We start from the raw sequence: 12,596 nt of genomic DNA on the forward strand, positions 1-12,596 counted from the left end.
AGGCCATAGTTTAGGGATCCGGGTTGACAGCCCGCGAACCGCCCGAGGCGGCGGGTCGCGCGCCCTCGGGGCACGCCGCCCGCGACCTCGTCTAGGTGCGGCCCGAGGGGGTTAACAGCGACTCGCCCAGAGGCCGTGACGGCCGTCTGGAAGCCTCCAGAGGAGACGGGCGCCTAGGACAGGACCGTGAGCTCGGAGGCGAGCCACTTGCCGTCCTGCTTGACCATCGTCAGCTTGATGCGCAGCGGCTCGGGGAGGCGCTGCTGCTTGTCGGTCTTGGTCGCCGACGACCGGTTGGCGTAGACGAGCGCGACGACCTTGTCGGGGGTCGCGCTCACGACGCCGACCTTCATCACGGTCGTGTTGGAGACGGCCTGCTGCTGGACGGCGACGGTCTTGAGCTGCTGGGCGAGCTTGTCGTACTGGGTGTGCAGCTTGCCCGTCGTGGTCGCGGACGCGGCCTTCAGGTCGGTGTCCAGCGTCTGGTAGTCGTACGAGGACAGCTTCTGAGCCGCGCGGGACGCCGCGAAGGACGCCTCCTTGGACGCCTGCTCGGTCGCGTCCTGCTCGCGGACCTTCAGCGCCAGCGCCGTGGTGCCGGCCGCGAGCGCGATCGCCAGGACGACCAGGACGGCGATGACGGTCGACCGGCCGCCCAGCCGGGACCGGCCCGCCGGCTCGTCGTCCTCCTCGTCCGACTCGGCGCCCTCATCGGCCTCGGAGTCCTCGGCGTCTTCGTCGGTCGCCTTGGCGGGCTTCTTGAGGTCCAGACGCTTGGTCCTGGCGGGCTTGGCGGGTTTGGCGGACTTGGCGTCGTCGCCGTCCTCCTCGGCCTCCGCGTCCTCGGCCTCGGCCACCTTGGTGCTCTTCGCAGCCTTGGTCACCTTGGCGGGCTTGGTCACCTTGGCGGGCTTGGCCGTCTTGAGGGACTCGCTCTCGTCCTCTTCGGCCTTCGCGTCGTCGTCGACGACGGTCTCGTCGTCCGCCTCGGCCGCTGAGTCGTCCTCTGCGGCGCCGACGTCGTCGGGCGTGACTTCGGGAGCCTTCCGGCCGCGACGGGGCTTCTTGGGGGCTTTGAGAGCCTTCGGAGCCTCTTCCGCAACGTCCCCTTCGGGCGTCTCGGGCTCCTCGGGCCGCTCCCCGGCCGCGGCCGCCTCCGCGGCGGCCGCCTCGTCCGCGGCGATCTGGGCGAGGCGCGCGGCCTCGCGGGCCTTCGCGGCGGCCTCCTCCGCCAGGCGCGCCGCCTCGGCGGCCTCCTCGGCCCTGGCCGCTCGATCCGCCTTGATCGTCACGGGACAACCTCCAGTCCGGACACGAGCCAGCGGCCGTCGACCCGCGTGAGGTCCATCTGGTACCGGTAGCCCTGCGGCGTACCGTTCTGCACCTTGTCGTTGGTGACGGTCCCGGTGAGGGCCACCATCACCTCGGCGGAGTCGCCGTCGATGGAGACCAGCGCGGCGTCGACGTCACTGACCGTCGACTTGGCCTTGGCCTTGGTGATCTGCTGCATGAAGGCGTTCGACTGGCTTCCCAGCTTGTTCCTGAGGTCGCCCGTGGTGCCTCCCACGATGCGGTCCAGGTCGCGCTGGGCGGTCGCGGCGTCGAGCGACATCAGGTTGACGCCCATCTGGCGCGCGGACTGGATCGCCTTCGCCTTCTGGTCGGCCTCGTCCTTGTTCCTGAGGGAGACCACGCCGAGCCAGCCGGACGCGATGGCGAGCCCCACGACGACGACGCTCAGCGCGATCGCGGTGATCAGAGGTAGACGGCGCCTCATCGTGCCCGCCTCACTGGCTCAGCGGTCCGAGCAGGAGCCACTTCCACGAGGATTCCTCTCCCAACTGGCGTGTACCGGCGCTGCGCGGCATGACGTATCGCTTGCCATCGGGGCCGTAGACGGCACCCGTCGATGGATCGTATCCAGCGAATTCCACTGAACCGGCCGGATACGACAGGTACAGGTTTCCGTCCGCGAGCTGGCCCGTCGGGGCCGCCCCGGCCTTGCCCGAGCCCTTCGCGTCCGTCTTGGCTCCGTCGCCGTCACCGCCGCCGTCACCGCCGCCGCGGGTGCCCCACGCGCCGCCCTCGGGGAACCCGGCGCCGGTAGTGGCGCCCGGCGGGACCTGCGGGAACGGCGCTATGGCGTCGCGCGGGAAGTTGCGGGCGCCGCGCACGGACGTGGGCGCGTTGTGGGGCGCCTTGCAGCCGACGTCCAGGAGCGGCTTCTTCTTCGAGGTGTCCTGCGGCCAGCGGTGCTTGACCTTCTCGTAGCCCTGGGTGCAGGCGGGCGGCGCGTCGATGTTCAGGTCGAGGCCCAGGTGCTGGGTGCCGTCGCCGGGGGTGACGGTGAACGCGCCCGCGACCGTCACCGGATAGAGGATGAACAGCGACCGCAGGCCGGCCTTGCGGGACGCGATGACCTGGCCGGTGGTGGTGAGGTTGGCCAGCAGGACGGGCAGCGTCGGCGCCAGCTGGTTGATGGCCTGGTGGGTCTCGTTCACCGCGCCCGGCGCGTTGTCGATGGTCTTGCGCAGCGCCGGGTCGTCGTTGCGGAGCGAGGTGGTCAGCGCGTTCAGGTTGCGGGCGAAGCCCTGGATGTTGGCGCCCTGACCGCGCTGGGTGTCCAGGACGGTCACGCTGTTGTTCAGCAGCCGCTCGGTGTCGGGGTAGGCCTCGTTGGCGGTCTTCAGCAGCCGGTCGGTGTCGTCCAGGATCGACTGCAGGTCCGAGGCGGAGCCGGTGAACGCCTTGTTCAGCTCGTCCACGATGACGCCGAGGTCCTTGGTGTTCACCGAGCCGACGAGGGAGTCGACGTTGCGCAGCAGCTCGGCGGTGGACACCGGAAGCGTGGTGCGGCTCCGCGGGATGGTGTACGGGTCGCCCTGGTCCAGGTAGGGCCCGGACTTCGTGGTGGGCTCCAGGTCGATGTACTGCTCGCCGACCGCCGACCGGTTCGCCACGACGGCCTTGGTGCCCTCGCGCGGGATCCGCTTGCCGCGCTCCAGCAGGAGCTTGACCCGGATGCCGTCCTTGGTCAGCTCCAGGGGGCCGACGCGCCCGACCGGGACGCCCCGGTAGGTGACCTCGGCGTTGGTGAACACGCCGCCGGAGTCGGTGAGGTCGACGTAGGCGATGTACTGCTTGCCGAGCAGGTCGCGGCCGATGCCGATGTAGTTGACCGAGACGATCGCCACGCCGACGACGGTGATGACCGCGAAGGCGATGAGCTGGACGATGACGCCGCGCTTGAGGATCACGAGAGACCGCCCGTCATCAGGGTCCGCAGACCGCCGTCACCCGGGTCGGGGGCGAGCGCGCCCGGCCGACCCTGGCCGTTCCCGCCGGCCGGGTTCCCCGGGGTCTGTGTGGTGCCGCCGGGAAGCCCGGGCAGCCCGCCCTGGCCCGCGCCGCCCGGCATCTGCGGCAGGACGCCCAGCGGGGAGTCCGGGAGCGTCACGTTCGGGACCTGGAGCATGCCGCGCATCTGCTTGCCGCTGCCGAGCAGCCCCTCCAGGTCGGTGCCGCCGAGCAGGTTCTGCGCGATGGACTCGAAGTCGAGGTCGACGGTCAGCCGCACGTTGCCGTAGTCGCCCGCGATGACGTTCTCGAACGTGGAGGGGAACGGGAAGGTGATCAGCGTCTCCAGCGACTTCGGCAGGTCGGAGCCGGCCTTGTTGAGGTTGCGCAGGATCGTGTCGAGGTCCCGGAGGTTGGCCAGCATGTCGGCCTTGGACTGGTTGATCACGTAGGTGGTGGTGCGGCTGAGCTTGTTCAGCGCGACCAGCATCTTGGTGAGGTCGGCGCGGTTGCGGTTGAGGACGGCGATCGCGGGCCCGGTCTGGTCGATGGTGTCCCGGATCGTCTTGCGCTCGGCCGACAGCTTGCCGGTCAGCCGGTCGATGCTGTCCAGCGCCCGGGTGATCGCGGCGCGGTTCTGGTCCAGCGTCCCCGCGAAGGTGTTCACCCGCTGCAGCACCGACTTGATCGTCGACTCCCGGCCGCCCATCGCGGCCTGCAGCTCGTGGCTGATCGTGGAGACCTGCTCCAGGCCGCCGCCGTTCAGCAGCAGCGACATCGCCGACAGCACCTCCTCGATCTCGGTGCCGCGGGAGGTGCGGTTCAGCGGGATCAGGTCGTCGTCGGCGAGCTCTCCGACCGGCGCCTCGTTCTTCGGCGGTTCGAGCTGCACGAACTTCTCGCCGAGCAGGCTGGTCTGGCTGATCGTCGCGATCGCGTTGTCGGGGAGCTTGACGTCGCCGCGGAACTTGACCGTGACGACGGCGTGCCAGCCGGCCCCCGGTTTCCCGGCCCCGCCCTGCCCGCCGGGTGCCCCGGCCAGCTCGATCTTCTCGACCTTGCCCACCGACACGTCGTTGACCTTGACCGCCGACTGCGGGACGAGGTCCAGCACGTTCGCGAACTCGATCTTCACGGTGCGCGGGTGCGAGCCGAGGTCGGGGCCGCCGGGCAGCGGCAGCGACTCCACGCCGTTGAAGGAGCAGCCCGACAGGGCCGTCACGCCCGCGAGCGCGGCGGCGCCGAGCAGCCGCGCCCCGCCGATCGTCCGCCTGCTCATCGGCCACCTCCAGGCAGCAGCGCCGTGATGTCCGTGGGCCTCTTCTGCGTCCCGGTCGCCGCGGTCTTGTTCGTGGTGCTCGTCTTGCCGGGCCTGCCCTGCGGGCCGTAGGCGTCCGGCGGGACGGGCACGGGGTCGTAGTGGGTGGTCAGCGCGGTGATCCAGGACAGGTCGAGGCTGAACCCGGTGAGGGCCTTGCCGATGCCGTTGTACGGCGTGACGAAGTCGAGGCACTCCTTGGCGGGCGTGCCCACCGAGTACGCCAGCGAGCAGATCCAGTCGGCCAGGTCGTGGAACTGGCGGAAGTTGTCGCGGGTGTGGATCGTGCCGCTGATCGGGTCGTAGGCGCGGGCCAGGTTGTTCACGGCGAGCGGGCCGGCGGTGAGGATCTCGGCGAGCGCGCCCTTCTCCTTCACCAGCACGCCGGTGATCTGCGCGAGCTGCCGGACGTTGGCGGCCAGCTCGGTGCGGTTGCCCTTGACGAACCGCTGCACGTTCTTCAGCGTCGGGGCCAGGGTGTTGAGGGCCGCGCTCAGCTCCTCCTTCTCCCCCGCCAGCTGCCCGGAGACGCCGTTGAGGTGTCCGGAGAACGACTTGATCTGCTGGTCGTTGGCCTTCATCGCGTCGGTGATGATCCGCAGATTCTTGATCGTCTCGGCGACGTCGCCGCGGTCGGTGCTCAGCGTGCTGAGCGCCTTGGACGCGTCGGCGATCGTCTGCCGGATGTCCTCGCCCTGCCCGTCCAGGTTCGCCGCGCCGACCTGCAGCAGCCGCGACAGCGAGCCCTGCTCGCCGTTCGCGCCGGGCGCGTTCGCGCCCTGCGGGCCGAGCGCCTTGGACAGCTCGTTCAGGCTCCCGCCGACCTCGTCGACCTCGACCGGCACCGCGGTGCGGTTCGTGCCGAGCGTCGCCCCGTCGGCGAGGACGGCGCCGCCCCGGTAGACGGGCGTGATCTGGACGTAGCGGTCGGCGACGAGGGTCTGGTTGACGATCACGGCCTGCGCGCCCGCGGGGACCTTGTACCGGGCGTCGTACCTCAACTCGACCTTCACCGCGTCGCCGACGGGCTCGACGCTGGTGACCTCGCCGACGGGGATGCCGAGGATGCGGACGTCCGCGCCCTTGTACAGGCCGACCGCCTTGGTGAAGTACGCCGTCATGTGGCGCTGCTTCGGCTCCTGGAGGACCAGCAGGAGCACGGCGGCCAGCACCGCGACGGCGAGGATCGCGCCGCCCAGGCGGAGGATGCTCGTGGAGTTACGCACTGGTGACCTGCCTGCTCACGGGAGGAAGGGCAACGGGTTGTCGGTGTTGCCGGTCTTGCCGGTGCCGGGCGTTCCGCCGCCCGGCTGGGCGCCCTGCCTGTTCGTCGTCGCGCCTCCGCCGGACGGGGGGTTGTGGATCGAGGCGGGGATCGGGATCAGGTTCTGGATCCACGAGTCGAACCAGCGGCCGGTGCCCGTCACGTCGGAGAACTGCCGGGCGAACGGCGCGAACAGCTGGAGGATCCGGTCCAGGTTGTTCTGGTTCTTCAGCAGGATCCGGTTGACCTTGGCCAGGTTGTCCAGCATCGGGCGCAGCTGCGCGTCGTTCTCGTTGATCAGGGCGTTCACCTGCTGGGACAGGGTCACGGTGTTGATCAGCAGCTGGTGGATGACCTCGCGCCTGGCCTGCACCGCCTGGAGCACCTTGTCGCCGTCCTGGACGAGCTTGGCGAAGTCCTGGTTGCGGTCGGCGAGCAGCTTGGAGACGTCCTTGGCCTTGCCGGCCAGCTCGTGCAGCTCGTCGTCGCGGGACGCGACCGTGTTGGACAGCCGGCGCAGCCCCTGAAGGGAGGCTCTGACCTCCTCCGGGGAGTTCTTGAAGGTGTCCGACAGCACGTCGAAGGACTTGGCGACCTGCTGCACGTCGATCGCGCCGACGCGCTGGCTCAGCTCACTGATCGCGGGGACGACCTCGAACGGGGTGTGGGTCCGCTCGATCGGGATGCCCCGGGCGAGCCGGCCGCGCCCGCGCGGGTTGAGCGCGAGGTAGTGGGCGCCGAGCACCGTCTTGATCTTGATGTCGGCCTCGGTCCGGTCGCCGAGCCGCACGCCGTCGTCGACCCGGAAGGTCACCCTGACGTGGTCGCCGGCCAGTTCGAGCCCGGTGACCTTGCCGACCTTGACGCCCGCGATCCGGACCTCCTCGCCGGACCGCAGCCCGGCCGCCTCCCGGAACGCGGCGGTGTGGGTCCTGCCGCCGGAGATGAGCGGGATGTTCTCCAGGTTCATCGCCAGCACCACCAGCACGATGATGATCGCGAACGCGGAGAGCCCGATGGGGACCGGGTTGCGTTCCCGGAACGGGATCCTCATCTACTTGCACCTCGCGTTCTCGTTCACGATCGCCGGCGTCTGGTAGACCGGTCCGCCCGGCAGCCGCACCCGCGCGTCGAGGCCGCAGATGTACATGTTGAACCAGGAGCCGTAGGAGGAGATGTTCACCAGCCCCTCCAGCCGCTTCGGCGTCCGCTGCAGGCCCGCGTCGAGCTCCTTGCCGTTCGCGTCGAACGTGGCGGTGAGCTTGCGCAGCCCCGCGATGTCGTCGCGGATGTCCGGGCGGGCGTCGGCGAGCAGGTCCTGCGTGGTGCCGGTCAGCTCGTTGATCGCCGCCACCGAGTCGAAGATCGCCTTGCGGTCCCCCGAGACCCCGCTGACGAACCCCCGCAGGTCCGTGACCAGCTGGTCGACCTCGTCGTGCCGCTCGTCGATGGTGCCGAGCACGGTGTTCAGGTTGTCGATCACCTGGCCGATGACCTTGTCCCGGTCGGCGAGGGTGTTGGTCAGCGACGCCACGTGCGCGAGCAGGCTGTTGATCGTCCCGCCCTCGCCCTGGAGGACCTGGATGATCTGCATCGCGAGCGTGTTGACGTCCTTGGGCTCCAGCGCGCGGAACAGCGGCCGGAACCCGTTGAACAGGGTCGTCAGGTCGAGCGCGGGCGTGGTCTGCCCGACCGGGATCGTGTCGCCGGGCCTGAGGTAGTCGTTGGCCCGGCCGGCGCCGTCGGTCAGCGCCAGGTACCGCTGGCCCATGAGGTTGCGGTACCGGATCTGCGCCCGCGTGGACGCGGGCAGCCCGGCCTTGAACACGTCCTCCTTCTGCAGGCTGAACGTGACCTCGGCCTTGTCGCCCTTGTACAGCTCGATGTGCTCGATCTGGCCGACCCGGACGCCGGCGACGCGCACGTCGTCGTTGTCGAGCAGGCCCGTCACGTCCGAGAAGATCGCCTTGTACGTGGTCGTCTCCCGGAACCGCATGTTGGAGATCGTCATCGCCAGCACGCCGGTGGCCAGCGAGGTGACGACCACGAAGATCGTCAGCTTGATCGCCGCACTGGTCGTCCTCACTTGACCGTCACCACCGATCCGTCGCCCAGCAGCGGCCCGAACATCAGCGCCGCGACGTCGGACAGCTCGTCGGCGCGGGTCCGCGTCACCGGTCCGAGCACGTTCTTGATCTTGTCCTTCTCGCTCATCGAGCCCGGGTCCACGAAGACGTTCGACAGCGCCCGGCCGCGGCTCCCGCCGCCGTTCGGGTCATCGGGGTTCTTCCACCACAGGTCGTCCTGCGTGCCGTCCAGCGCCAGGTAGGTCGGGGACGGGACCTTGGGGTTCGGCAGCCCGTAGCAGCGCGGATCGCGCTGGTCCTTGGCCTCCGGCTTGTCCAGCGGGTACTTGTAGCCCGGCACCGGCTTGACGATCTCGATCGTCAGGTTGAAGGTCTTGGACCCGTTGCCGCCCGCCACCCGCTGGGACTCCGGCTTGAGCTTCATCAGCCCCGCGAACACGCACGGCAGCGACGGCGAGTAGCGCGCGACCAGGTCCAGCCCGTCCCGGTTCGCGATGTTGAAGCCGATGATCTTCGGGGCGTTCTGCCGCATGAACACGTCGCCGTCCTCGGCCAGCGCGGTCGTCGCCGGGATCAGCTGCTCGATCGTCGCCTTCTTGTCGGTGATCGTCCGGCTGGTGACGTTGAGGTTGCGCAGCGTCTGCAGCAGGTCGGGCGCCGCGGCGGTGTAGATGTCGGAGACGTCGGCCAGGGCGTTCAGGTCGTGCACCAGCGTGCCGAGCTGCGGGTTGATCTTCCGCAGCAGCTCGTCGGCCTCCTCCAGGTTCCGGCCGATCTGGTCGCCGCGGCCCTGCAGCGCCGTGGCCAGGGCGTTCAGCGTCGCGTTCAGCTCCGCCGGCTTGACCGCCTGCAGCAGCGGGAGCAGGTCGTTCAGCACCTTGTCGATCTCGACGGCGGCCTGGGAGCGGTCCTGCTGGATCACCTGGCCCGAGCGCAGTCCGGGCGGGCCCGCCTGCGCCGGAGCGGCCAGGTCCACGTACTTCTCGCCGAACAGCGTCTTCGGCAGCAGCCGGGCCTGGACGTTGCGCGGGATCAGCTTCGCCTTGCCCGGGTCCAGCGCCAGGTGGAGCGTCGCCCCGCGCGCGTCGGCGTCGGTGCCCCGCACCTCGCCGACGATCAGACCGCGGATCTTCACGTCCGAGTGCGGCAGCAGCTGGAGCCCCGCCCGCTCGGTCCGCACCTTCACGTCGAGCGTCGGCGTGAACGCCTTGTTGTACAGCGCCACGGTCAGCGCCAGCAGCAGGACGATCACGACGATCATCGACGTGCCGAGCACCCGGTAACGCAACCGCTCACTCATTGGTGGTCACCCCGCGATCCGGACGCTGGTCGTCGTGCCCCAGATCGCCATGCCGAGCATCAGGTCGACCACGTTGATCACCACGATGCTGGTGCGCACCGCGCGGCCCACCGCGACGCCGACGCCCGCGGGGCCGCCGGAGGCGTGGTAGCCGTAGTAGCAGTGGATCAGCATCACCAGCACCGCGAAGACGATTACTTTTCCGAACGACCACAAGATGTCGTACGGCGGTAGGAACAAATGGAAATAGTGGTCGTAGGTGCCGGTCGACTGGCCGTAGAACATCGTCACGATGACCCGGGTCGCGCCATAGGAGGCGAGCAGGCCCACGATGTACAGCGGAACGACCGCGATCATTCCGGCGAGCATCCGGGTGGTGACGAGGAAGGGCATCGACGGGACGGCCATGACCTCCAGCGCGTCGATCTCGTCGGAGATCCGCATCGCGCCGAGCTGGGCGGTGAACCCGCAGCCGACCGTCGCCGAAAGGGCGAGCGCCGACACCAGCGGCGCGATCTCGCGGGTGTTGAAGTAGGACGCGACGAACCCGGTGAACGCGGCCGTGCCGATCTGGTTAAGCGATTCGTAGCCCTGCAGGCCGACCTGGCTGCCGGTGAAGAACGTCATGAACCCGACGATCACCACCGAGCCGCCGATCACCGCGAGGCCGCCGGTGCCGAGGCTCACCTCGGCCAGCAGCCGCAGCACCTCCGTGCGGTACCGGCGCAGCACCCGGAACACCCACGCGAACGCGCGGGCGTAGAACGACATCTGGTGGCCGAAGTCGTCCAGCCGGTCGAGCGGCGCGCTCACCACCCGCCGGGCGGCCTTGCCCGTCTTGCCAGGGGCAGCCATCTACATCCCCTTCGACGGGACGAACTGGAAGTACAGCGTGGAGATCAGGAAGTTCTCCAGGAAGAGCAGCATGAACGTGATGACGACGGTCTGGTTGACCGCGTCGCCCACGCCCTTGGGGCCGCCCTTGGCGTTCAGGCCCTTGTACGCGGCGACCAGGCCCGCGGTGATGCCGAAGACGAACGCCTTGAACTCCGCCTGCAGCAGGTCGGGCAGCTGCGCGATGGCGTTGAAGGAGGCCAGGTAGGCGCCGGGGGTGCCGCCCTGCAGCATCACGTTGAAGAAGTAGCCGCCCAGCAGGCCGACCACCGAGACCAGCCCGTTGAGGAACAGCGCGACGAACGCGCAGGCGAGCATCCGCGGCACCACCAGGCGGTGCAGGGGGTTGATGCCCAGCACCTCCATGGCGTCGATCTCCTCACGGATCTTCCGGGAGCCGATGTCGGCGCACATCGCCGACCCGGCGGCGCCCGCGACCAGCAGCGAGGTGACCAGCGGGCTGGCCTCCCGGACGATCGCGACCACCGCGGTCGCGCCGGTGTAGGACTGCGCGCCGAGCTGCCGGATCAGCCCGCCGACCTGGAGGGACAGCACGCCGCCGAAGGGGATGGCGACCAGCATCGTGGGAACGACGGTCACGCTGACGATGAACCAGGCCTGCTGGATGAACTCGCGCCACTGGAACGGCCATTGGAACATCGCGCGGCCGGTGTCCAGGCACAGGGCGAAGAACCGTCCCGGTTCCTTGATCGCGACGTTGACCGCGCCGTCCCCGATCTTGCGGAACGTCGCCGAAGAGCCCCCGCCCTTCCGTGCCCCTCGCTGGTCCGCGCCGATACCAGGAGTGGACATCAGTAGCCTGCACCCGCTCCCGGCTGGCCAGGCGGCGGGCTGCCGGGGAACCGGCCCCCGGGATCGCCGGGCGGGGGGCCGGCGGGCGGCATGCCGCCGGGCGCGCCGTGCGCGCCGCCGGCGGGAGTGCCGACGGGCGTCATGGACGCCACGTACCGGGGCCACTCCTCCACCCAGTTGCGGCCGAGGTCGTCGACGAACGAGCCGGGCGGCGGCGTGACGCCGTGCGCCGCGCACCACGCGCCGGGCGCGTGCATGCCGGCGCGGATCAGCCCGTTGCTCGGCATCTGCTGCGGCGGGATCGGCGGCAGCTTGCCGGGGTCGTGGCCCATCTTCGCCTCGGCCTCCAGTTCGGACTCGTCCTTCTCCTCGGACATGCCGATCGGGCCGATCTTGCTGGCGTTGAGGAACTGCCGGACGACCGGCTCCTCGCTGGACAGCAGCATCTCCCGCGGCCCGAACATCGCCAGGTGCCGCTGGTACAGCAGGCCGATGTTGTCCGGGAGGGTGCGGGCGGTGTTGATGTCGTGGGTGACGATCAGGAACGTCGCGCCGATCTGCGCGTTGAGGTCGATGAACACCTGGTTGAGGAACGCGGTGCGGACCGGGTCGAGGCCGGAGTCCGGCTCGTCCACCAGCAGGATCTCGGGGTCCAGGACGAGCGCGCGGGCGAGGCCGGCGCGCTTCTTCATGCCGCCGGAGATCTCACCGGGAAGCTTGTGCTCGGCGCCGAGAAGACCGACCAGGTCCATCTTCTCCATGACGATGCGCTTGATCTCGGACTCGGACTTCTTGGTGTGCTCGCGGAGCGGGAACGCGATGTTGTCGAACAGGTTCATGGAGCCGAACAGGGCGCCGTCCTGGAACAGGACGCCGAACAGCTTCCGGGTCTCGTAGAGCTGCGATTCGGGCAGGTACGGCAGGTCCCGGTCGCCGACCCAGATGTGCCCGCGGTCGGGCTTGAGCAGCCCCACAAGGGACTTCAGGAAGACCGACTTTCCGGTACCGGACGGACCCAGGAGAACGGAGATCTCACCTGCGGGAATGGTCAGCGACACGTCCTGCCAGATCACCTGGCGGCCGAAGGACTTCGTCAGGCCCTCGACTCTGATCTCGACGCCCACTCGTCACCTTTCGTCCAGGCCGGGGGAATCCCGAACCAATGAGCGAGTAGCACTCAGGCTCTTTCTGTCGTCACACCGCGCTCTGTCTCCACGCCGCGTTCTGTCGTCACACCGCGTGTCCGCCGCATTGCTACCGTCCGGTAGGCGTGACGGGTGCCACTACCGTAGCGGCCCCCCGTCCAAATGGAAGGGGTTGCGCCCCAGATCAGCGGCTAAATGCGACGTCGTAAGACAATCGTTACTTACGGCGCCTATGAGACTAGTGGTCCAAGAACCGGAGCCTCAAGAGCGGGGTGCCGGGGGACGGCCGCGACCCTGCGGCCCGCCGCACTGCGGGGACGCGAGCGGCCGGGTGTGGCCACAGCGTCAGACGGGACGCTACGCCGCGGGCGGGAAGCCGCACAACCCGCCGGGACACACGGTTTCCCGCAGGTGTTTGTCACCTCAGCACAGAAATCGGACCCTTCCGGCACCGTCGCTCCACGTTCCGCGACAAGAC

The 12,596-nt window shown here is 69.5% G+C and carries 11 protein-coding genes; all 11 read right to left on the bottom strand.

Annotated features, from left to right (window positions below; genetic code table 11):
• Positions 1-173: 173 nt before the first annotated feature.
• The 11 genes from BKA00_RS24150 to BKA00_RS24200 are packed head-to-tail and all read right to left on the bottom strand — an operon-like array spanning position 174 to position 12,097.
• On the bottom strand, positions 174-1,292 hold the full coding sequence (locus BKA00_RS24150) for a hypothetical protein (RefSeq protein WP_185028510.1): 1,119 nt from the start codon (positions 1,290-1,292) through the stop codon (positions 174-176).
• Positions 1,289-1,777 carry a nuclear transport factor 2 family protein gene (locus tag BKA00_RS24155; RefSeq protein ID WP_185028512.1) on the bottom strand — a complete coding sequence of 163 codons (489 nt, stop codon included), beginning with the start codon at positions 1,775-1,777 and terminating at the stop codon, positions 1,289-1,291. The genes BKA00_RS24150 and BKA00_RS24155 overlap by 4 nt, the downstream gene beginning before the upstream one ends.
• 10 nt (positions 1,778-1,787) lie before the next feature.
• Positions 1,788-3,257 carry an MCE family protein gene (locus BKA00_RS24160; RefSeq protein ID WP_185028514.1) on the bottom strand — a complete coding sequence of 490 codons (1,470 nt, stop codon included), beginning with the start codon at positions 3,255-3,257 and terminating at the stop codon, positions 1,788-1,790.
• Positions 3,254-4,576, bottom strand: coding sequence for an MCE family protein (locus BKA00_RS24165; protein ID WP_185028516.1), 1,323 nt, complete (start codon positions 4,574-4,576; stop codon positions 3,254-3,256). Before BKA00_RS24165 ends, BKA00_RS24160 begins: the two co-directional genes overlap by 4 nt.
• The gene (locus BKA00_RS24170; RefSeq protein WP_185028518.1) at positions 4,573-5,841 is read right to left on the bottom strand and encodes an MCE family protein; all 1,269 of its coding nucleotides are present in this window, start codon (positions 5,839-5,841) and stop codon (positions 4,573-4,575) included. The genes BKA00_RS24165 and BKA00_RS24170 overlap by 4 nt, the downstream gene beginning before the upstream one ends.
• Before the next feature lie 15 nt (positions 5,842-5,856).
• Positions 5,857-6,933: an MCE family protein gene (locus BKA00_RS24175; protein WP_185028520.1), complete on the bottom strand. Its 1,077-nt coding sequence runs from the start codon at positions 6,931-6,933 to the stop codon at positions 5,857-5,859.
• Positions 6,934-7,965 carry an MCE family protein gene (locus tag BKA00_RS24180; protein ID WP_185028522.1) on the bottom strand — a complete coding sequence of 344 codons (1,032 nt, stop codon included), beginning with the start codon at positions 7,963-7,965 and terminating at the stop codon, positions 6,934-6,936.
• The gene (locus BKA00_RS24185) at positions 7,962-9,266 is read right to left on the bottom strand and encodes an MCE family protein (RefSeq protein ID WP_185028524.1); all 1,305 of its coding nucleotides are present in this window, start codon (positions 9,264-9,266) and stop codon (positions 7,962-7,964) included. The genes BKA00_RS24180 and BKA00_RS24185 overlap by 4 nt, the downstream gene beginning before the upstream one ends.
• Before the next feature lie 6 nt (positions 9,267-9,272).
• Complete coding sequence (locus BKA00_RS24190) at positions 9,273-10,121, bottom strand: MlaE family ABC transporter permease (protein WP_185028526.1); 849 nt, start codon at positions 10,119-10,121, stop codon at positions 9,273-9,275.
• Positions 10,122-10,973: an MlaE family ABC transporter permease gene (locus BKA00_RS24195; protein ID WP_185034717.1), complete on the bottom strand. Its 852-nt coding sequence runs from the start codon at positions 10,971-10,973 to the stop codon at positions 10,122-10,124.
• Entirely contained in the window at positions 10,973-12,097 is a 1,125-nt protein-coding gene (locus tag BKA00_RS24200) for an ABC transporter ATP-binding protein (RefSeq protein ID WP_230299121.1), read from the bottom strand. The genes BKA00_RS24195 and BKA00_RS24200 overlap by 1 nt, the downstream gene beginning before the upstream one ends.
• Positions 12,098-12,596 lie beyond the last annotated feature (499 nt).

Origin of the sequence: Actinomadura coerulea, assembly GCF_014208105.1 — a bacterium.
Classification (GTDB): domain Bacteria; phylum Actinomycetota; class Actinomycetes; order Streptosporangiales; family Streptosporangiaceae; genus Spirillospora; species Spirillospora coerulea.

Excerpts from the sequence above, each read along its gene's own strand:
- BKA00_RS24165 (WP_185028516.1), bottom strand. The coding sequence starts at position 4,576 with ATGAGCAGGCGGACGATCGGCGGGGCGCGGCTGCTCGGCGCCGCCGCG.
- BKA00_RS24185 (WP_185028524.1), bottom strand. The coding sequence starts at position 9,266 with ATGAGTGAGCGGTTGCGTTACCGGGTGCTCGGCACGTCGATGATCGTC.
- BKA00_RS24175 (WP_185028520.1), bottom strand. The coding sequence starts at position 6,933 with ATGAGGATCCCGTTCCGGGAACGCAACCCGGTCCCCATCGGGCTCTCC.
- BKA00_RS24155 (WP_185028512.1), bottom strand. The coding sequence starts at position 1,777 with ATGAGGCGCCGTCTACCTCTGATCACCGCGATCGCGCTGAGCGTCGTC.
- BKA00_RS24190 (WP_185028526.1), bottom strand. The coding sequence starts at position 10,121 with ATGGCTGCCCCTGGCAAGACGGGCAAGGCCGCCCGGCGGGTGGTGAGC.
- BKA00_RS24195 (WP_185034717.1), bottom strand. The coding sequence starts at position 10,973 with ATGTCCACTCCTGGTATCGGCGCGGACCAGCGAGGGGCACGGAAGGGC.